The organism is Streptomyces sp. NPDC020801 (assembly GCF_044334385.1).
Lineage (GTDB): Bacteria > Actinomycetota > Actinomycetes > Streptomycetales > Streptomycetaceae > Streptomyces.
The window spans coordinates 59997-80418 of sequence record NZ_JBIRST010000003.1 but is presented as its reverse complement, the minus strand read 5'-3'; the positions used below and the strand labels follow the sequence as shown (position 1 = coordinate 80418).

General features: G+C 72.6%; 15 protein-coding genes. 11 read left to right on the top strand and 4 right to left on the bottom strand.

The window, feature by feature from the left end; translation table 11 throughout:
* The first annotated feature begins 267 nt into the window (after nucleotides 1-267).
* The gene (locus ACH4UM_RS07850; RefSeq protein ID WP_398175200.1) at nucleotides 268-2025 is read left to right on the top strand and encodes a DUF2264 domain-containing protein; all 1758 of its coding nucleotides are present in this window, start codon (nucleotides 268-270) and stop codon (nucleotides 2023-2025) included.
* Nucleotides 2026-2086: 61 nt separating this feature from the next.
* Here ACH4UM_RS07850 and ACH4UM_RS07845 read toward each other — a convergent pair whose 3' ends face one another.
* On the bottom strand, nucleotides 2087-2671 hold the full coding sequence (locus ACH4UM_RS07845) for a TetR/AcrR family transcriptional regulator (protein WP_398175198.1): 585 nt from the start codon (nucleotides 2669-2671) through the stop codon (nucleotides 2087-2089).
* Between the two features lie 129 nt (nucleotides 2672-2800).
* Nucleotides 2801-2956: a hypothetical protein gene (locus tag ACH4UM_RS07840; RefSeq protein WP_398175943.1), complete on the bottom strand. Its 156-nt coding sequence runs from the start codon at nucleotides 2954-2956 to the stop codon at nucleotides 2801-2803.
* A 162-nt stretch (nucleotides 2957-3118) separates the two neighbouring features.
* On the opposite strand from ACH4UM_RS07840, the gene ACH4UM_RS07835 reads away from it, so the two are divergent.
* From ACH4UM_RS07835 to ACH4UM_RS07790, 10 genes are all read left to right on the top strand, one after another.
* Nucleotides 3119-4462, top strand: a complete 1344-nt coding sequence (locus tag ACH4UM_RS07835) for a radical SAM protein (RefSeq protein WP_398175196.1) — start codon at nucleotides 3119-3121, stop codon at nucleotides 4460-4462.
* A gap of 202 nt (nucleotides 4463-4664) precedes the next feature.
* Entirely contained in the window at nucleotides 4665-6164 is a 1500-nt protein-coding gene (locus ACH4UM_RS07830) for a cellulose binding domain-containing protein (protein WP_398175194.1), read from the top strand.
* A 274-nt stretch (nucleotides 6165-6438) separates the two neighbouring features.
* A complete protein-coding gene (locus ACH4UM_RS07825) occupies nucleotides 6439-7860 on the top strand; it encodes an APC family permease (RefSeq protein WP_398175897.1) in 1422 nt (473 codons plus the stop codon).
* A 156-nt stretch (nucleotides 7861-8016) separates the two neighbouring features.
* A complete protein-coding gene (locus ACH4UM_RS07820; RefSeq protein ID WP_398175192.1) occupies nucleotides 8017-9237 on the top strand; it encodes an arginine deiminase in 1221 nt (406 codons plus the stop codon).
* A gap of 20 nt (nucleotides 9238-9257) precedes the next feature.
* Entirely contained in the window at nucleotides 9258-10268 is a 1011-nt protein-coding gene (argF, locus tag ACH4UM_RS07815) for an ornithine carbamoyltransferase (RefSeq protein ID WP_398175190.1), read from the top strand.
* Between the two features lie 3 nt (nucleotides 10269-10271).
* A complete protein-coding gene (locus tag ACH4UM_RS07810; protein ID WP_398175186.1) occupies nucleotides 10272-11195 on the top strand; it encodes a carbamate kinase in 924 nt (307 codons plus the stop codon).
* A 258-nt stretch (nucleotides 11196-11453) separates the two neighbouring features.
* The gene (gene pflB / locus ACH4UM_RS07805; RefSeq protein ID WP_398175184.1) at nucleotides 11454-13727 is read left to right on the top strand and encodes a formate C-acetyltransferase; all 2274 of its coding nucleotides are present in this window, start codon (nucleotides 11454-11456) and stop codon (nucleotides 13725-13727) included.
* Nucleotides 13724-14482 carry a pyruvate formate-lyase-activating protein gene (pflA, locus tag ACH4UM_RS07800; RefSeq protein WP_398175182.1) on the top strand — a complete coding sequence of 253 codons (759 nt, stop codon included), beginning with the start codon at nucleotides 13724-13726 and terminating at the stop codon, nucleotides 14480-14482. The genes pflB and pflA overlap by 4 nt, the downstream gene beginning before the upstream one ends.
* A gap of 303 nt (nucleotides 14483-14785) precedes the next feature.
* The gene (locus tag ACH4UM_RS07795; RefSeq protein WP_398175180.1) at nucleotides 14786-17170 is read left to right on the top strand and encodes a phosphoketolase; all 2385 of its coding nucleotides are present in this window, start codon (nucleotides 14786-14788) and stop codon (nucleotides 17168-17170) included.
* 180 nt (nucleotides 17171-17350) lie between these two features.
* Entirely contained in the window at nucleotides 17351-17977 is a 627-nt protein-coding gene (locus ACH4UM_RS07790; protein ID WP_398175178.1) for a hypothetical protein, read from the top strand.
* A gap of 82 nt (nucleotides 17978-18059) precedes the next feature.
* On the opposite strand, the gene ACH4UM_RS07785 is transcribed toward ACH4UM_RS07790, so the two are convergent.
* Both ACH4UM_RS07785 and ACH4UM_RS07780 read right to left on the bottom strand, forming a co-directional pair.
* Nucleotides 18060-18410, bottom strand: coding sequence for an ArsR/SmtB family transcription factor (locus ACH4UM_RS07785; protein ID WP_398175895.1), 351 nt, complete (start codon nucleotides 18408-18410; stop codon nucleotides 18060-18062).
* A 69-nt stretch (nucleotides 18411-18479) separates the two neighbouring features.
* On the bottom strand, nucleotides 18480-20207 hold the full coding sequence (locus ACH4UM_RS07780) for a SulP family inorganic anion transporter (protein WP_398175176.1): 1728 nt from the start codon (nucleotides 20205-20207) through the stop codon (nucleotides 18480-18482).
* Nucleotides 20208-20422: the final 215 nt, after the last annotated feature.

Sequence of the window (20422 nt, the reverse complement as noted above, 5' to 3'; positions counted from 1 at the left end):
TCCTGACGGCCGCGGTTCCTGCGCGAGGCCGCCGCCGTCCCCAACTACGCGGACTCCGGGGAGAGTACGGTCACCTGTCCGGGGAACCCCTGACTGTGAAGTGGCAGACGCCAAGCCGGTCCATCGCCACGTCCATCGCCACGACGAGCGCGAACTCCTCGCCCGGCCCCTGGTGCCGAGAAGCGGGACACGGGCGGGACGAGCCCCTGGGGCACCTCGACCGGAACCGGGGTGCCCCAGGACCCGCCGGAAGGAAGGGCACCGCCGATGCACCTGCCACCGTCCGACCGCGCCCGCAGCCCGCGCACCGGCTTCACCCGCGCCCACTGGGAGGCGGCCGCCGACGCGCTGCTCGCCGCGGTCGAGCCGTACGCGACCGAGGACCGGGCGCTCTACCACCTGCCCGGCGACCGCACGAGCTGGTCCGGCCGGCTCTCCGACGGCCTGGAGGGCTACGCCCGTACGCTGCTGCTGGCGGCCTTCCGCAGGAGCGAGGCCGCGCTCCAGCGGTACGCGGACGGACTGGCGGCCGGGCCGCTCGGCGTCTGGCCCCGCATCGAGGACCGCGGCCAGCCGCTGGTCGAGGCCGCCTCCGTCGCGCTCGCGCTGCGGCTGACGAGGCCGCTGCTGTGGGACCGCCTGGACGAGGCCGTCCGGCAGCGGACCGCCGCCTGGCTCGGCGACGCGCTCACCGCCGAAACCTGGCCGTGCAACTGGGAGTTGTTCCCGGTCACGGTCGGCGGCTTCCTCCTGGAGGCCGGCCACCAGCCGGAGGTGTGCCGCAAGGCGATCGACCACGGCCTGGAACGCATCGAGCAGTGGTACGTCGGCGGCGGCTGGTACTCGGACGGCCCCGGACGCGCCTTCGACTACTACAACGGCTGGGCCATGCACTTCTACCCGGTCCTGCACGCCCATCTCGCCGGCGACGCGGAGCTGCTGGACCTGTACGGTGGCCGCCTCGAAGCCCATCTCGCCGGCTACGCCCGCCTGTTCGGGGGCGACGGCGCCCCGATGCACCAGGGCCGCTCCCTGACCTACCGTTTCGCCACGACCGCCCCGCTGTGGCTGGGCGCCCTGACCGGCCGTACGCCGCTGGCGCCGGGGGAGACCAGAAGGCTCGCCTCGGGCGCCCTGAAGCACTTCCTGGACGCAGGCGCGGTCGATGAGCGGGGCCTGCTGAGCCCGGGCTGGCTCGGCCCCGACGAGGAGGTTCTCCAGGGCTACTCGGGCCCCGCCTCCCCGTACTGGGCGGGCAAGGGCTTCCTCGGCCTGCTCCTGCCCGCCGGCCACGAGGTGTGGACGGCTCCCGAGGAACCCGGCCCGGCCGAGCGCGCGGACGCGGTCACACCGCTCCCCGCCCCCAACTGGCTGCTCCAGTCCACCCGTTCGGACGGAGTGGTCCGCCTCCACAACCACGGCAGCGAGGACGTCCGCTACGACCCGTACTACACGCGGCTCGCCTACTCCACCGTCACCCGGCCCTCGCACACGTCGTACGACAACAGCGTGATCGTCGGCGGCGACGCGAGCCGGACGGACATCGTGCCGCTGGGAGCGGGGCAGGGCTGGGCGGCCTCCCGCCACACGGTCGGCGAGGGCATCACGGTCACCAGCCTGGTGGTCGCCCGGGGCGCGGTCGAGGTCCGCGCCCACCTGGTGGCGGGCGCGGCCCCCGGCACACCGGTGCGGGTGACGGGATGGGCGCCCGCCACGGGCGTACGGGCCGAACTCCTGCCGGTGCACGGGCTGTCGGCGTCGGGCGCGGACACCGGTGCGGAGGGACGTGCGGGCGAGGGGACGACCCTGTTCGTCGCGCTCGTCCGCCTCACCGGGCAACCGGAACCGCAGCCGCTGGCGGAGCTGGTGTCCGTCGCGGTGGACGAACGACCGGAGCGGCATCAAGGTGACCGGCTCGTGAGCGAGTTGTGCGTTCGCTGGACGTCCGGGCCACTCGCCCGCTTCCGGTTCACGGCTCCCCCGGAGCAGGAACTGCAGGCGCTGCCCGGCCCGGGGAGGCCGTGATCGCGGTTCTCTGGTCTATGGAAGGCCCACGGGCCCGCCGCCGCGGACGTCGCAGTACAGGTCAGTCATGCCGGTCGCCCTCCCTGGGCCAGTGGGTCAGCGCCGTGTGCAGGGCCTCGACGGCCTTGTCCCACGACCTCTGCACGTCCCGGGGCGCGTTGAAGCCGCCGCCGGCCTCCAGGGCGCAGTAGCCGTGGAAGGTGCTGCGCAGCAGGCGTACGGCGTCGGTGAGGTCGGGTTCGTCGAGGCCGTAGCCGCGCAGCATGCCGTAGGTGATCTCGGCGGTGCGCCGCATGACGGGGGAGCCGGCCGCGAGGGCCTGGTCGACCCGGATCTGGGTGGCCGCGTACCGCCCCGGATGCCGGTGGGCGTACTCACGGTAGGCGCCGGCGAACGCGGCCAGCGCGTCCCTTCCGGCCCGCCCCGCCACGGCGGCGGCGATCAGGTCGATCATCTCCCCGCCGGCGAGCAGGGCGAGCCGGGTGCGCAGCTCCTGGATGTTCCTCACATGTGAGTAGAGACTGGCGTCCTTGACCCCGAAGCGCCGCGCCAGCGCGGAGAGGGTCACACCCTCGAACCCGGCCTCGTCGGCGAGTTCGGCCGCGGCCACGACAAGACGGTCGACGCTGAGACCGGCACGAACCATGGGAGCCTCCTGCAGCGACCGGACCAGCAAGCCCGAACCTAGGAGCTCTAGGTTACAGCCTAGTGCCGGAAGCACACACGGCGCCGTCCGGCCACGGAGGCCCCGGGATCGTGTCCGTCGACGAGCCTGTCAACGGGCCGGGGAGAAGACGAAGGAGAACTCCGCGGGCTCGGCCCGCAGGCGGTACCGCGGCAGCGGGCCCGGACCGCAGGACTGCGAGCCGACGCCGTGCTGCCCGTGGTCGCCGCCGTCCCTCCCCGTGGTGCCGAGGCAGCCCCTGCTCACCGGGCGAACCCATCCGAAGGCCCCCGCACGGCCGTGTTCCCGGTCACCGGGGAGGGCCGCACCGCCGGGGCGCGGTGGCGGAGCGGGGGACCCGGCACGACCGGCGCGCGAGCGGGGGCATACCGTGATGAGTCGTACGCACGAGCCGGGAGGAGAGACGGGATGGGCAGCCGTACCGCGCTGGTCGAGGATCTGATGGAGCGCTTCCCGCATGTGCCGCGGGAAGCGGTCTTCAAGGAGGACCTGCTCCGGGGCGGGGTGGCCTTCGACGCTTCCGCGCTGAGCGACAACGAGAGCGGCGAGGTCAAGCCGAAGTCGTACTTCATCTTCTCCTTCGACCACGGCACCCTGCCCGAGCTGGGCGAGGCCGCGCTGCGCCGCCCGCCGGAGGAGATCATCCTCACCGGCGGTCCGTACGGCCTGCGGCGCACCGTCGTCTCCGTACGGGTGAATCCCGCCTCTCCCTACCGGGTGGCCGCCGACGGGGAGGGGCTGCTCGGTCTCTACCTCGACGGGAAGCGGATCGCCGACGTCGGCGTGCCGCCCATGCCGGAGTACTACCGGCACACGCTGTCCAACGGGAAGTCCGTGATGGAGGTGGCCCCCACCATCCAGTGGGGCTACCTGATCTACCTCACCGTTTTCCGCGTCTGCCAGTACTTCGGCGCCAAGGAGGAGTGCCAGTACTGCGACATCAACCACAACTGGCGCCAGCACAAGGCCGCCGGACGCCCCTACACCGGGGTCAAGGACGTGGAAGAGGTCCTGGAGGCGCTGGAGATCATCGACCGGTACGACACCCAGCAGGCGTCCACCGCCTACACCCTCACCGGCGGCGCGATCACCAAGACGGTCGCCGGCCGGGACGAGGCCGACTTCTACGGCCACTACGCCAAGGCCATCGAGGAGCGCTTCCCGGGCCGCTGGATCGGCAAGGTCGTCGCGCAGGCGCTGCCGAAGGCGGACGTACAGCGGTTCAAGGACTACGGCGTGCAGATCTACCACCCCAACTACGAGGTGTGGGACCGCCGTCTGTTCGAGCTGTACTGCCCGGGCAAGGAGCGCTACGTCGGCCGCGACGAGTGGCACCGCCGCATCCTGGACTCGGCCGACGTCTTCGGCGCGCGCAACGTGATCCCCAACTTCGTGGCGGGCGTGGAGATGGCCGAGCCGTTCGGCTTCACCACCGTCGACGAGGCCATCGCGTCCACCACCGAGGGCCTGCGCTTCTTCATGTCGCACGGCATCACGCCCCGCTTCACCACCTGGTGCCCGGAGCCGACGACCCCGCTGGGCAGGGCCAACCCGCATGGCGCGCCGCTGGAGTACCACATCCGGCTGCTCGAGGCCTACCGCGCCACCATGGACGACTTCGGCCTCTCCTCGCCCCCCGGTTACGGGCCGCCCGGCCCGGGCCGCGCGGTCTTCTCGGTCAGCTCCTTCATGGACAGCCTTCCCGCCGGCGAGGGCGCCGGGGAGGGCGCCGGGGAGGCGACGGCGGGGTAGGTTTCCGGAGGCCGTGAGTCGCCGGGGGGTTCCGATCCGTACTACGGAGCGGAGCCGGGGGCCAGGGCATCCTTCACAACATTTGAATACGCGGCTTGTCAGTTGTGTCCAAGGCGTGAAAAGCTCGTGCTCTGCTGCGAGGTTCCCCCCAACTCCGCTTCGAACATGGTGAGTTGACCTCGCCCGTGGATGCAGGAGTCCCATGCCCGACCTGCCGAGCCCCAAGGACGCCACCGAGGCAGCGCTGTTCTCGGAATGCTGGGACGCGGTGCTCTCCTACGCCGACCTGTGCACGGCCGGCTCCCCCGTGGCCCGCCAACTGGCCACGGAGGCGTTCGCGCTGGGTCTGCGGGAGGTGCGCGCGGCCGAGGCCGGGGCGTCCCGAGGGCGCCGCACGCCCCGGCTGCCCGCGATCCCGCTGATGCTGACCGCCGTACGCACCACCGCCGCGTCCTGGGAGACCGGCGGCCTCGGCGACCGGCTCGCCCCCGGCCTGCGGCTGTGGCTCAACTCCGAACAGGCCGCCCGCTATCCGGGCCCGCCGCTGCACCGCCCGATCGCCCTGCGCGGTCTGCGCGACCTTCAGGAGGCGGACGCCGCGCTGCTGTGGCTCGCCGAGGTCGAGGCGCTGCCCCTGGCCGTCGTGGCCCGCCGGCTCGGCCTCGACCCGGCGATCGTGTCCGGGGAACTCGACCAGGTGCGGGCCGTGTTCCGGGACCGCTGCCACCGCAACCACCTCGACACGCCGATGGACGCGGAGTGCCGCAGCTACGCCCGGCTGCTGGACGCCGTCACCCGCTCCGCGCCCGCCGCCGAGACGCCCGAGGACCTCTCCCGGCACCTCGCCACCTGCGTGGAGTGCGCGGAGGCCGCCGCCTGTCTCCGGCTGCACGGCGGCGGACTGCCCGCCGCGCTCGCCGGCGGTGTGATCGGCTGGGGCGGCCTGGCCTACCTGGAGCGCCGCCGCCGGGCCGCCGAGGTGCGCCTGGGCGGGCGGAGGCACGGCCTGGCGGACGCCGCGGGCGGCGAGCCCAAGGAGGGCGCGGGCCGGGCACGGGCCGTGCGCGGCGGCCTGCTGGGCGCGGCGGTCGCGCTGTCCGCGCTGGCGCTGGCGGTGTCGATGATGCCGTTCGGCGGCCCGGCCGCCGACACCGCGCGCGGGGACGCCGACCGCCAGCCGGTCGCCGACCCCGGCATCTCCCTGCCCTCCGCCGATCCCACGGCGCCGGCCCCGGCCTCGCGCCCCGGCTCGGGCCCGCCGTCCGCGACGCCGTCCCGGAGCGCTCCGGCGACCAGGGGCGACCGCAAGAACCCCGACCCGGAACCCCAGGGCACCTCCTCGTACACCGCGGGCGGCGGCACGCCCGGCCCGGCCACGAGCGGGCCGGCCACCTGCCGCGTCCACTACGACGTCGTCGACCAGTGGTCCGACGGCTTCCAGACCGCCGTCACCGTCACCACCACACGGTCCCTGGACACCTGGCGGGTGGCCTGGTCCTTCCGGGACGGCCAGCGGGTCGGCCAGATGTGGGACGCGACCGTCGCCCAGGACGGCTCCCGCGTCACCGCCACCGCCGCCGACTACAACAAGTCCGTCCCCGCGAACGGCACCCTCTCCTTCGGCTTCCTCGCCACCTGGCACGGGAGGAACTCCGCGCCGTACGGCTTCACGCTCAACGGCCACGGCTGCGCGAACGCCTGACCGCGCGAAGGCCGCACGGGGCGAGGGCCTGACAGTGCGAAGGCCCGGCCGCGTGGAGGGTCCCGACTCCGCCGGGACCTATGGGCCCGTCAGGGGACCTGTGGCCGCTCCCGCCGACCGTCGCCGCTCAGAAGGATCGATCCCGGATCGTTTCTTCAACCAGCCGGCCGACAGGAGCACGACCATGTTCCGCACCACCAGAAGACCAGACACAGAAGGCGGGGCGGGCCCCGCGCCCAAGGCGGCCCTCGGCCTGCCCGCCGCGTCCGCGCTCGTGATCGGCAGCATCATCGGCACCGGCGTCTTCGCCCTGCCCTCGGCCCTCGCGCCGTACGGCCCGGTCTCGATCGTCGCGTTCGTCGTCGTCACCCTCGGCGCGCTCGCGCTCGCCCTGACCTTCGGGGCGCTGTCGAAGCGGGTTCCGGCGAGCGGCGGCCCCTACGTCTACGCCCGTGAGGCGTTCGGCGAGTTCGCCGGCTTCCTCAACGCCTGGTCGTACTGGATCACGGCATGGGCGGGCAACGCGGCGATCGCCGTGGCCTGGGTCGGCTACGTCGAGGTGTTCGTCAACACCGGGCACAAAAAGGCCCTGTCGGTGGTGATCGCGCTGGTCGGGCTGTGGCTGCCCGCGGCGATCAACCTCACCGGGGTGCGCAACATCGGCGCCTTCCAGGTGATCACCACCGTGCTGAAGTTCGTTCCGCTGGTCTTCATGGCCACCTTCGGACTGCTGTTCATCGACTCCGGCAACTTCGGCGCCTTCAACGCCAGCGGCCAGTCCACGATGGGCGCCATCTCGGCCGCCGCGGCCATCGCCCTGTTCAGCTACCTGGGACTGGAGGCCGCCTCGGTCGCCGCCGGCCGGGTCCGCGACCCCGAGCGCAACGTGCCGCGCGCCACCGTGTACGGCACGCTCGTCTGCGCCGTGATCTACATCCTCGGCACCCTCGCGGTCTTCGGCACCGTCTCCCACGCGAAACTCGGTTCCTCCACCGCGCCGTTCACCGACGCCGCGAACAACATCCTCGGCGGCACCTGGGGCGGTGACGCGGTCGCCGTCGCCGCCATCGTCTCCGGCATCGGTGCGCTCAACGGCTGGACCATGCTCTGCGCCGAGATGCCGTACGCCGCCGCCCGCGACGGTCTCTTCCCCCGCTCCTTCGCCAGGCTGCGCGGCGAGAGTGGCGTCCCGGCCTTCGGCATCGTCGCCTCGACGGTCCTGGCCTCGCTGATCACCGTGTTCAGCTACACCAGCTTCGAGGACGTCTTCACCAAGATCGTGCTGCTGAGCGTGCTCACCGCGGTGATCCCGTACCTGTTCTCCGCCGCCGCCCAGTTGTACTGGCTGCTGGTGGGCGACCGCGGGCGCCAGAGCCGGCGCGTGCTGGTCCGGGACATGACCGTCGCCGCGCTCGCCATGGCCTTCTCGTACTGGTCGATCCAGGGCAGCGGCTACCAGACCGTCTACTACGGGCTGTTCGTCCTGCTGCTCGGACTGCCGGTCTACATCTGGCTCAAGCGGGACGACGGCACGCAGGAGGAGTGCGCCCCGGAGCAGCCCGGCAACCAGGCCGAGGAATCCGGTCCGCGGGCGCCGGAGACCACCACACCACCGGCCAAGCGGGCCCCCCGTGGGCCGCGGACCGGCCGCGGCGGCGGGGTTCGCGGCACCGACACCCTGCGCCACCACGACTGACCCACCGGCTCCGGCACCGCCCCCCCCGACGGCAGCGCACGGGGACCAGCACCGCCCGCCTCCGGCACCCACGCCGCAACGGCACCCACACCACCACTGTCACCCCCCGCGGTCACCGCACCGCACGCACACGACCGAAGCAAGGAAGCCCGAAACATGAGCACCTTCCACGTCGACTCCGAAGTCGGCCGCCTCCGCCAGGTGATCCTGCACCGCCCCGGACTCGAACTCTCCCGCCTCACCCCGCGCAACGTCGACGCCCTGCTCTTCGACGACATCCTGTGGGCCAAGCGCGCCCGCGAGGAGCACGACGCCTTCGCCCAGGTGCTGCGCGACCACGGTGCCCGCGTGCACTACTTCGCCGATCTGCTGGCCCAGACCCTGGACGTCCCCGAGGCCCACGACTGGCTGCTGGAGCGGGTCGTCACCCCCGCCACCGTGGGCCCCGCCCTCGTCGACCCGGTCCGCGCGTTCTGCGCCGAACTGGACGGCGAGACCCTGGCCGGCTACCTGATCGGCGGCCTCCTCAAGAGCGACCTGCCGCTCGCCAACCCGCCGCACAGCCTGGTCTGGAACGCGCTCGACGCCGACGACTTCGCGCTGGCGCCGCTGCCCAACCACCTCTTCCCGCGCGACAACTCCTGCTGGATGTACGACCGGGTGTCGGTCAACCCGATGGCCAAGCCCGCCCGGCGGCGCGAGAGCCTGCACGCCGAGGCGATCTACCGGTTCCACCCGATGTTCGCCGGTGCCGCGCCCGAGCCGATCCTCGACGGACCGGCCGGCACCCTCGAAGGCGGCGACGTCCACGTCCTCGGCAACGGCGCCGTCATGGTCGGCATGGGGGAGCGGACCACCGCCCAGGCCGTGGAGAACCTGGCCGCGCGGCTCTTCGCGGGCGGCACCGCGAACCGGCTGATCGCGGTCCAACTGCCCTCCACCCGCGCGTACATGCACCTGGACACCGTGCTGACCATGGTCGACCGCGACGCGTTCACCATCTACCCGGGCCTGGCCGACTCCCTGCGCTCCTGGACCCTGCGGCCCAGCGACGCCCACACCTCCGGCTTCGACGTCACCGCGAACTCGGACCTGGCGACCGCCCTGGCCGAGGCGCTCGACCTGGACAAGGTCCGGATGCTGTCGGCCCCGCAGGACATCCGCAACGCCGAACGCGAGCAGTGGGACGACGGCAGCAACTTCCTCGCCGTCGCACCCGGAGTGGTGGTGGGCTACGAGCGCAACGTCACCACCAACACCTACCTGCGCAAGCAGGGCATCGAGGTCGTCACCATCGCGGGCGCCGAACTCGGCCGCGGCCGGGGCGGACCGCGCTGCATGAGCTGCCCCGTCGAACGCGACGCCGTCACCGACTGAAACCGGCCAGGGAACCCATCATGAGCACAGACCTGCGAGACCTGCGAGGCCGCTCCTACCTGAGCGAACTCGACTTCACCGCCGACGAGATCCACCACCTCCTCGATCTCGCCGCCGACCTCAAGGCGGCCCGGCGGGCCGGCACCGAACAGCCCCGGCTGACCGGCCGGCACCTCGCGCTGATCTTCGAGAAGACCTCCACCCGCACCCGCTGCGCCTTCGAGGTCGCCGCCGCCGACCAGGGCGCCGCCACCACCTACCTCGGCCCGGGCGACACGCACGTCGGCACCAAGGAGTCCATCGCCGACACCGCCCGCGTACTCGGCCGCATGTTCGACGGCATCGAGTACCGCGGCTCCGCCCAGTCGATCGTCACCGAACTGGCCACCCACTCCGGCGTCCCCGTCTACAACGGGCTCACCGACACGTCCCACCCCACCCAGAGCCTGTGCGACGTGTTCACCATGCGCGAGCACAGCCCCAGGCCGCTGCGGGACATCGCCTACTGCTACCTCGGCGACGCCCGCAACAACATGGGCAACTCCCTGCTCTCCATGGGAGCCCTGCTCGGCATGGACGTACGGATCGCCGCGCCCGCCCGGCTGTGGCCCGACCCGGGGCTCGTGACCCTCTGCCGCGAACTCGCCGAGCGCAGCGGGGCGCGGATCACCCTCACCGAGGACGTCGAGACGGCCGTGCGCGGCACCGACTTCCTCTACACCGACGTCTGGGTCTCCATGGGCGAGCCCGCCGAGACCTGGCACGAGCGGATCGACCTGCTGCTGCCCTACCAGGTCAACGGCAAGACCCTCGCCGCCACCGGCAACCCGGACGTGAAGTTCATGCATTGCCTGCCGGCGTTCCACGACCACCGCACCCGCCTCGGCCGCGACCTCCTCGCCACCCACGGCCTGGACGGCCTCGAGGTCACCGACGAGGTCTTCGCCTCGCCCGCCTCGATCGTCTTCGACCAGGCGGAGAACCGGCTGCACACCATCAAGGCCGTCCTCGTCGCCACCCTGGAGGACTGAACCATGCGCATTGTCGTCGCCCTCGGCGGCAACGCCCTGCTGCACCGCGGCGAACGCCCCGACGCCGACGTCCAGCAGGCCAACATCGAGCGCGTCGCCACCTCGATCGCCACCCTCGCCCACGAACACGAGATCGTCCTCACCCACGGCAACGGACCCCAGATCGGCCTGCTCGCCATGGAGAGCGCAGCAGACCCCGCGCTGAGCGCCCCCTACCCGCTGGACCTGCTCGGTGCCCAGACCGAGGGCATGATCGGCTCCCTGCTGGCCAGGACGCTCCACAACGCCCTGCCGGGCCGCCGTGTCGCCGCGCTGGTCACCCACACCCTCGTCCGCGCGGACGACCCCGCGTTCGGCCGGCCCACCAAGTTCGTCGGCCAGGTCTACCCCCGGGATGTCGCCCGGGCCCTGGCGCGCAAGCGAGGGTGGCACATCGCCAAGGACTCCACCGGCTGGCGCCGGGTCGTCCCCTCCCCGGCACCGGAGCGGATCGTGGAGACCGACACGGTCCAGGAACTGCTCGGCGGCGGGGCCCTGGTCATCTGCGCGGGCGGCGGAGGCGTGCCCGTCACGGCCGACCACGACACCGGCGCCCTGACCGGAGTCGAGGCGGTCGTGGACAAGGACCTCACGGCCGCCCTGCTCGCCGAGGACCTCAAGGCCGACTTCCTGCTCATCCTCACCGACGTCCCCTGCGTCTACACCGGGTACGGCACCCCCGACCAGCACCCCGTCGTCGACGCCACGCCGCAGGACCTGCGCCGCGCCGCCTTCGCGGCGGGCTCGATGGGGCCCAAGGCGGAGGCATGCGCCCGGTTCGTCGAACGCACCGGAGGCCTGGCCGCCATCGGCGCCCTCGACGCCGCCCACGAGATCGTGCACGGCAGGGCCGGCACGCTCGTGCGCCCCGACCTGGCCGTCGGCTGACAACCGCCCCGGCCTGGTCGTCGGCCGGCAACCGCCCCGGCCTGGCCGTCGGCCGGCAACCGCCCCGGCCTGGTCGTCGGCCGGCAACCGCCCCGGCCTGGTCGTCGGCCGGCATCCGCCGCCCGGGCGGGGGCGGGCCGAAGGTCCCGCCCGTTCGGGGCCGTACGGAACCGGCGCCTGCACTGTCCGGCACTGCCCGCGACCGCCCCGGACGACCAGCATCGACCGTGAGACAAACGCACAGGGAGAGGACCCGTGATGACCGCGACGGTGACAGCCGGCAGCAGCAGGAACGGCAGCGAACCCGCCGAGGCCTGGCGGCACTTCGCCGGGACCACATGGCGGGAGCAGATCGACGTCCGCGACTTCGTGCAGGCCAACTACACGCCGTACGAGGGCGACGCGGGCTTCCTGACCGGCCCCACGGACCGCACCACGGCCGTGTGGCACAAGGTCAGCGCGCTGTTTCCCGAGGAGCGCCGCAAGGGCATCCACGACGTCGACGCGGCCACCCCCTCGACGATCACCTCGCACGCCCCGGGCTACATCGACCGCGACCTGGAGCTGATCGTCGGCCTGCAGACCGACGCACCGCTCAAGCGCGCGATCATGCCCGGCGGCGGCCTGCGCATGGTGGAGAACGGCCTGAAGGCGTACGGCTACACGCCCGACCCGTTCGTCACCAAGGTCTTCGGCACCTACCGCAAGACCCACAACGACGGCGTGTTCGACGCCTACACACCCGAGATGCGGGCCGCCCGCAAGGCCGGCATCATCACCGGTCTGCCGGACGCCTACGGCCGCGGCCGGATCATCGGCGACTACCGGCGCGTGGCCCTCTACGGCACCGACCGGCTGATCGAGGCAAAGCTCGCCGACAAGGCCTCGCTGGACGCCCGGCCCTCCACCGCGCACGTCATCCGCGACCGCGAGGAACTCGCCGAGCAGATCCGCGCGCTGGGCGAACTCGCCCGGATGGCGGCCTCCTACGGCTGCGACGTCACCCGCCCCGCCGCCACCGCCCACGAGGCCGTGCAGTGGCTCTACCTCGGCTACCTCGCCGCAGTGAAGGAGCAGAACGGCGCCGCGATGTCGCTGGGCCGCACCTCCACCTTCCTGGACGTCTACCTCCAGCGGGACCTGACGGAGGGCACCATCGACGAGACGCGGGCCCAGGAGCTGGTCGACGACTTCGTGATCAAGCTGCGGATCGTCCGCTTCCTGCGCACGCCCGAGTACGACGCGCTGTTCTCCGGCGACCCGACCTGGGTGACGGAGTCCATCGGCGGCATCGGCCGCGACGGTCGCACGCTGGTCACCCGCACCTCCTTCCGCTTCCTGCAGACGCTGTACAACCTGGGCCCGGCGCCCGAGCCGAACCTGACCGTGCTGTGGTCGCCCCGGCTGCCCGCCGGATTCAAGGAGTTCTGCGCACAGGTCTCCATAGACACCAGCGCCGTGCAGTACGAGTCCGACGACCTGATGCGCCCGCGCACCGGCGACGACACCGCGATCGCCTGCTGCGTCTCCGCCATGGCGGTCGGCAGGCAGATGCAGTTCTTCGGCGCCCGCGTGAACCTCGCCAAGGCCCTGCTGTACGCGGTCAACGGCGGCCGCGACGAGCTGAGCGGCGAACAGGTCGCCCCGCCCGCGCCCCCGCTGACCGGGGAGTACCTGGACTACAACGAGCTGTCGGCGGCCTACGACCGGATGCTCGACTGGCTCGCCCGGACATACGTCGACGCGCTCAACGTCATCCACTACATGCACGACAAGTACGCCTACGAGCGCCTGGAGATGGCGCTCCACGACTACCCCGTGCACCGCTTCATGGCCTGCGGCATCGCCGGCCTGTCGGTCGCCGCCGACAGCCTGTCCGCCGTGAAGCACGCGCGGGTGAAGGTGATCCGGGACGACACCGGGCTCGCCGTGGACTACGTCGTCGAGGGCGACTACCCGGCGTACGGCAACAACGACGACCGCGCCGACGAACTGGCCGTGGACCTCGTCGAGTCGTTCATGGCGAAGGTACGCAGGCACCCCACCTACCGGGACGCCGAGCACACCCAGTCGGTGCTGACCATCACCTCCAACGTGGTCTACGGAAAGCACACCGGCAACACCCCCGACGGCCGCCGGGCCGGCGCGCCCTTCGCGCCCGGCGCCAACCCGATGAACGGGCGTGACCGGCACGGGGTGGCCGCCTCGGCGCTGTCGGTGGCGAAGCTGCCGTACGAGCAGGCCCGTGACGGCATCTCGCTGACCACGACCATCACCCCCGAGGGGCTGGGCCACGTCCCCGGGGAGCGGGCGGGCAACCTGGTCGGCATCCTCGACGCCTACACGGCGGCCGGCGGCTTCCACATGAACGTCAACGTGCTGAACCGGTCGGTGCTCGAGGACGCGATGGAACACCCGGAGAAGTACCCGGAGCTGACCATCCGGGTCTCCGGATACGCCGTCAACTTCGTCCGTCTCACCCGCGAGCAGCAGCTCGACGTGATCAGCCGCACCTTCCACGGATCGCTGTGAGTGCCGTGACCGCCGCCGCCGGTGCCGCGACCACCGGCCGGATCCACTCCTGGGACCTGTCCACCGGCGTGGACGGTCCCGGGACCCGGTTCGTCCTGTTCGTCAGCGGCTGCCCGCTGCGCTGCCTGTACTGCGCCAACCCCGACACCTGGCACATGCGGGACGGGCGGGAGGCGACCGTCGACGAGGTGATGGCCGAAATCGGCAAGTACCGCGGGTTCATCACCACCGCCGGCGGCGGGGTCACCCTCACCGGCGGCGAACCCCTGCTGCAGCCGGCCTTCACCGGCGCGGTCCTGCGCCGCTGCAAGGAGGCCGGCCTGCACACCGCCCTGGACACCTCCGGATTCCTCGGCGTCCGCGCCACCGACGCGCTGCTCGCCGACACCGACCTGGTGCTGCTGGACGTCAAGTCCTTCGACGTCGCCACCTACCGCAAGCTGACCGGCGGCGAGCTGACCCCCACGCTGAACTTCGCCACCCGGCTGGACCGGCTCGGCGTGCGGACGTGGATCCGCTACGTCCTGGTGCCCGGCTGGACCGACGACGAGCGGGCGGTGGACGGGCTCGCCCGCTTCGTGGCCGGCCTGGACAGCGTCGAACGGGTCGACATCCTGCCGTTCCACAAGCTCGGCGCCGCCAAGTACGACGCCCTGGGCATCCCCTTCCCGCTGCGCGACAACCCGGTTCCGGACGCAGGGCTCGTCGACCGGGTCCGCGGCCAGTTCCGCGCGCACGGGGTGACGGCGCACTGACGGACCGGGGCACCCGCGCGACGCCCCGGCCCCGCAGCGTGCCCCCGGACGCCCCCGGCCCCGGAGCGTGACGACGCTCGCCCCGGCCCCGGCCCCGGACCTGACCGCGCTCACCCGGCCCCGGACCTGACCACGCTCGCCCCGGTTCCGGAGCGTGACCCGAACGGCCCTGTCGGGTACCCGGTCGGTCACTGGAGGGTGGGGTGGGGCGCCGCCGGCGCGCCGACGCGTACGCCCACGCACCCAGCACACGCACGCGCACCCAGCACGCCCACCGCTGTCCCGACCCGGAAAGGAATCTCGATGTCCGCCGAGACGCAGCAGGCGCCCGCCGGGCTCACGGACGAGGAGCTCGCCATCCTGGACGCCCACTGGCGCGCCGCGAACTACCTCGCCGTCGGCCAGATCTACCTCATGGCCAACCCCCTGCTGACCGAGCCGCTGCGGCCCGAGCACGTCAAGCCGCGCCTGCTCGGCCACTGGGGCACCTCGCCCGGCCTCAACCTGGTCCACACCCACCTCAACCGCGTCATCGGCGCCCGGGACCTGAACGCCCTGTGCATCTGGGGCCCCGGTCACGGCGGGCCCGCCGTGCTGGCCAACTCCTGGCTGGAGGGCTCGTACACCGAGACCTACCCCGACGTCACCCGGGACGCGGCCGGCATGGCGCGGCTGTTCAGGCAGTTCTCCTTCCCCGGCGGGGTGCCCAGCCACGTCGCCCCCGAGACACCGGGCTCGATCCACGAGGGCGGCGAGCTCGGCTACGCCCTCTCGCACGCCTACGGCGCCGCACTCGACAATCCCGATCTGGTCGTGGCCTGCGTGATCGGCGACGGCGAGGCGGAGACCGGCCCGCTGGCCGCGTCCTGGCACTCCAACAAGTTCCTCGACCCGGTCGACGACGGAGCCGTCCTGCCGATCCTGCACCTCAACGGCTACAAGATCGCCAACCCGACCGTGCTGGCCCGGCTCCCCGAGGCCGAACTCGACGAGCTCCTCAGGGGCTACGGCCACGACCCGATCCACGTCACCGGCGACGAACCGGCCGCCGTCCACCGCGCCATGGCCGCCGCCATGGACACCGCGCTCGACCGCATCGCCGCGATCCAGCACGCCGCCCGCGAGGACGGCGTCACCGAGCGGCCCGGCTGGCCGGTCATCGTGCTGCGCACCCCCAAGGGCTGGACCGGCCCGGCCGAGGTCGACGGCCTGCCCGTGGAGGGCACCTGGCGCGCCCACCAGGTGCCGCTCGCCGCCGTCCGGGACAACCCCGAGCACCTGCGGCAGCTGGAGGAGTGGCTGCGCTCGTACCGCCCCGAGGAGCTGTTCGACGAGCACGGCTCGCCACGCCCCGAGGTAGTGGCCTGCATCCCGGCGGGCACCCGCAGGCTCGGCGCCACCCCGCACGCCAACGGCGGCCTGCTGCTGCGCGAACTGCCCCTGCCGCCGCTGGAGAAGTACGCCGTCGAGGTCGGCAAGCCCGGTGCGAGCATGCACGAACCCACCCGCGTCCTCGGCGACCTGCTCGAGGACGTCATGCGGGCCACCACCGACCGGCGCGACTTCCGCCTCGTCGGCCCCGACGAGACCGCCTCCAACCGCCTCCAGGCCGTCTACGCGGCCAGCGGCAAGGCATGGCAGGCGAAGACGCTGCCGGTGGACGAAAACCTCGACCCGCACGGCCGGGTGATGGAGATCCTGTCCGAACACACCTGCCAGGGCTGGCTGGAGGGCTACCTCCTCACCGGCCGGCACGGGTTGTTCTCCTGCTACGAGGCGTTCGTGCACATCGTCGACTCGATGGTCAACCAGCACATCAAGTGGCTGCGCACCACCCGCCGGCTGCCCTGGCGCGCCCCCATCGCCTCCCTGAACTACCTGCTGACCTCGCACGTGTGGCGCCAGGACCACAACGGCTTCTCGCACCAGGACCCCGGCTTCGTCGACCACATCCTCAACAAGAGCCCCGAGGCGGTCCGGGTCTACTTCCCGCCGGACGCCAACACCCTGCTGTCCGTGGCCGACCACGCGCTGCGCAGCCGGGACTACGTCAACGTCGTCGTCGCCGGCAAGCAGCCCTGCTTCGACTGGCTCTCCATGGAGCAGGCCAAGGCGCACTGTGCGCGCGGCGCCGGCATCTGGGACTGGGCCGGCACCGAGGACGGCACCCGCGAACCCGACGTGGTGCTGGCCTGCGCGGGCGACGTGCCCACCCAGGAGGTGCTGGCCGCCGCGCAGTTGCTGCGCCGCCACCTGCCCGAGCTGGCCGTACGCGTGGTCAACGTGGTGGACATCGCCCGGCTGCTGCCCAGTGAGGAACACCCGCACGGGATGAACGACTTCGAGTACGACGGGCTCTTCACCGCGGACAAGCCGGTGCTCTTCGCCTACCACGGCTACCCCTGGCTGATCCACCGCCTGGCCTACCGGCGCCACGGGCACCCGCACCTGCACGTGCGCGGCTACAAGGAGATCGGCACCACCACCACGCCGTTCGACATGGTGGTGAGCAACGACCTCGACCGCTACCGCCTGGTCATGGACGTCATCGACCGCGTCCCGGGCCTCGCGGTGCGCGCCGCGGCCGTGCGCCAGCGCATGGAGGACGCCCGGCTGCGCCATCACGCCTGGATCCGCGAGCACGGCGTGGACCTGCCCGAGGTCGCCGACTGGTCCTGGGACGGCTGACCGGCCCGGCTGCTGGACGGACCTCGTGAGCAAGGACGTTCGGCCCCGGCGGCCGGGCCACGCAGCCCCTGCGAACCCGGCCGCCACAGCGGGACATTGGTAGCGCACCTAGAGCCACCGACAACCCCGTGAACGTCCCGCGGCCCACCCGCGGGACTCCCTTGGAAAGGGATGAGCATCATGGCCGTGCACGACCACTCCCACCGGCACGTCGGCTTCCACCTGTCGTTCCTGCGCCGGGCCGGATCGGTTTCCGGCTCCGCCACCGCGACGTCCGAGGCCACCGTGACGACCGCGGCCGCCCACGCCCTGGCCGGGCTGCGGGTTCTGCTCGGGTTCGTCTTCCTGTGGGCGTTCCTGGACAAGACGTTCGGCTTCGGCTACGCGACCCCGTCCGGCAAGGGCTGGATCGACGGCGGCTCGCCGACCAAGGGCTTCCTCAGCTCGGTCTCCGCCGGGCCGATGGAGTCCACCTTCCACTCCTGGGCCGGCGACACCTGGGCCGACTGGCTGTTCATGCTCGGCCTGCTCGGCATCGGCGTCGCGCTGATCGCGGGGATCGGGCTGCGGCTCGCCGCGGTGGCCGGCACCGCGATGATGGCGCTGATGTGGATGGCCGAATGGCCACCGGCCAAGCACCTGTCCGACGGCACGGCGAGCATGTCGACGAACCCCTTCGCCGACTACCACCTCATCTACGCCCTCGCCCTGATCGCCCTCGCGGCCGCCGGTGCCGGCGCCACCTGGGGACTGGGCCGGCTGTGGGCGCGCCTGCCCTTCGTCAGCCGGAACCGCTGGCTGCTCTGACGGCACCGAAGCACGGCCCCGGGGCGCCACCGCCGATCGCGGTGGCGCCCCGGCCGTGTGTTCAACCGGGCCGATTCGCCGCTCAGGCGGACGGGCGGCTACCGCCCTGCGCCGCGCGCAGGTCGGCCAGCAGCTCCGCCTGCCCCGCCAGCACCCCGGACAGGATCGTCCGCGCCACCCGCAGCAGCTCGGCCACGTGCGGGCTGGTCAGGGAGTAGCGGACGGTCGATCCCTCCTTGCGGGAGACGACCAGGCCGGCCCGGCGCAGCACGGCCAACTGCTGGGAGAGCGCGGCAGGTTCGATGCCCACCTCGGGCAGCATCTCGGCGACCGCGTGCTCGCGCTCGCTCAGCAGCTCCAGGACGCGGATGCGCGCGGGATGACCGAGCGTCTTGAAGAACTCGGCCTTGAGCTGGTACAGCGGCGTGGTCACCATTGCCTCGTTCCCGACATCCGACCCGTCCTCGCCCTTCTCGTGTGCGTCGCGCAGGCAGTTACGACATCAAGAATTGCGCAGATGTGCAATTCCGTGCGCGGGCCGGGGAGCACCGCCCGGTCGCAGCACTCCGGCCGTCTCCAGGTGGTGGCGGGCGGCCCGGATCGCCTCCGGGGTGGTGGCGTACTCGCCGCCCTCGCGGCGCAGCAGGTCGAGCGCGCCCACGGAGTTCAGGGCCTGACGCTGGCCGGGACGTATCCCGGAGGCCAGGACGACGATGCCGCGCCGCTGGAGCTTGTCCACGGCGTCCTTGAGGACGAGGGCCCCGGTGGCGTCCAGGGTCGTGACCCGGGACATCCGCAGGATCACCACGCGCACGTCGGCCACCTCGCTCAGCTCCAGCAGGAAGCGGTGGGCGGCGGCGAAGAACAGCGGCCCGTCGATGCGGTACGCGACGATGTGCTCGGAGAGCAGCGCGTGTTCCTCCTGTCCGTGGTCCCCCGGGTCGAGCGGCACCTGGTCCAGGCGCGCCTCCCGGGCCACGGCGCGCAGGGCGAGGGCGCCGGCGACGGCGAGGCCGATGACGACCGCGTACACGAGGTCGAGGGCCAGCGTGGCGAGGGCGGTCAGCGCGAGGATCGCCGCGTCCGAGCGGGTCGCCCGCACCATGGCCCGCAGCGAGCCCACCTCGACCATGCGGACCGCCGTGGCCAGCAGCACCCCCGCCAGCGCGGCCAGCGGAATCCTGGACACCAGCGGCGCGGCGGCGAAGACGATCGCGGCCAGGACGGCCGCGTGGGTGAGGGCGGCCAGGCGCGAAGCGGCTCCGGTGCGGACATTGACGGCGGTCCGGGCGATGGCGCCGGTCGCGGGGACCCCGCCGAACAGCGGGGCGGCCATGTTGGCCAGCCCCTGCCCGAACAGTTCGCGGTCCGGGTCATGGTGCCGGCCCACCGTCATGCCGTCGGCGACCGAGGCGGACAGCAGGGACTCCAGCGCGGCCAGCGCGGCGACGGCCACCGCCGGGGCGAGCAGCGAGCCCAGCGCGCCGGGGTGGAGGAAGCCGAGCGAGGGCGCGGGCAGCCCGGAGGGCAGATCGCCGATCGGCCGCACACCGTCCAGGCCCGCCGCCTGGACCACCACGGTCGCCGCGATCACGGCCAGGATGGAGAACGGCACGGTCGGCCGCCACCGTGCCCCGGCCAGCATCACCGCGGCGACCGCGGCGGCGCAGGCCACCGCCGTCCAGTTCGGGTGCCCGACGAAGGTCTCCAGCGCCCGCCAGGCGACGACGAGCACCCGGTCGCCGTCCGGCTTGGGCACACCGAGCGCGTTCGGGACCTGCTGCAGGCCGATGACGCAGGCGATGCCCAGGGTGAAGCCCTCCACCACGGGCGCGGGCACGTACCGCATGTACTTCCCGGCCCGCAGCAGGGCCAGGGCGACCAGCATCAGGCCCGCCATCAGGCCGACGGTGAGCACGCCCCCGGGGCCGTAGCGGCCGACGATCGGCACCAGCACCACCGTCATGGCACCCGTGGGTCCGGACACCTGGAGGTCGGAGCCGCCGAACAGCGCGGCGAGCGCGCCCGCGACCACCGCGGTCGCCAGGCCCGCCTCGGCGCCCAGCCCGGAGGAGACGCCGAAGCCGAGGGCGAGCGGCAGCGCGACGATCGCCACGGTCAGTCCGGCGAGCAGGTCCCGGCGCGGGCTGCGGCCCAGCTGGGCCAGATCGGCCCGGGAGGGCAGCAGGGAGGCGATCCGGGAGATGCCCCGGCGGATTGTGGACGTCATCGCACGGGAACCTCGGTCTCCTGTTGCAGGCATGGCTGACATAGAATGTATCGAATTGCAGAATTTTGCAATTGCGCAAGCGGGGGGGGTGTGGGCAGAGCGGGGTACGGGCGGGCAGGGAGGACAATGGGGAACGCCGGAAGAGGGCCGACAGGCCCTGGCCTTTCGCCCCCGCTTGGGGGAAGGTTCCCTCTGGAAACCGAACACAACAAGGA

Coding starts and splice junctions, on each gene's coding strand:
- ACH4UM_RS07850 (WP_398175200.1), top strand. CDS start 268: ATGCACCTGCCACCGTCCGACCGCGCCCGCAGCCCGCGCACCGGCTTC.
- ACH4UM_RS07845 (WP_398175198.1), bottom strand. CDS start 2,671: ATGGTTCGTGCCGGTCTCAGCGTCGACCGTCTTGTCGTGGCCGCGGCC.
- ACH4UM_RS07835 (WP_398175196.1), top strand. CDS start 3,119: ATGGGCAGCCGTACCGCGCTGGTCGAGGATCTGATGGAGCGCTTCCCG.
- ACH4UM_RS07830 (WP_398175194.1), top strand. CDS start 4,665: ATGCCCGACCTGCCGAGCCCCAAGGACGCCACCGAGGCAGCGCTGTTC.
- ACH4UM_RS07820 (WP_398175192.1), top strand. CDS start 8,017: ATGAGCACCTTCCACGTCGACTCCGAAGTCGGCCGCCTCCGCCAGGTG.
- argF (WP_398175190.1), top strand. CDS start 9,258: ATGAGCACAGACCTGCGAGACCTGCGAGGCCGCTCCTACCTGAGCGAA.
- ACH4UM_RS07810 (WP_398175186.1), top strand. CDS start 10,272: ATGCGCATTGTCGTCGCCCTCGGCGGCAACGCCCTGCTGCACCGCGGC.
- pflB (WP_398175184.1), top strand. CDS start 11,454: ATGACCGCGACGGTGACAGCCGGCAGCAGCAGGAACGGCAGCGAACCC.
- ACH4UM_RS07795 (WP_398175180.1), top strand. CDS start 14,786: ATGTCCGCCGAGACGCAGCAGGCGCCCGCCGGGCTCACGGACGAGGAG.
- ACH4UM_RS07790 (WP_398175178.1), top strand. CDS start 17,351: ATGGCCGTGCACGACCACTCCCACCGGCACGTCGGCTTCCACCTGTCG.
- ACH4UM_RS07780 (WP_398175176.1), bottom strand. CDS start 20,207: ATGACGTCCACAATCCGCCGGGGCATCTCCCGGATCGCCTCCCTGCTG.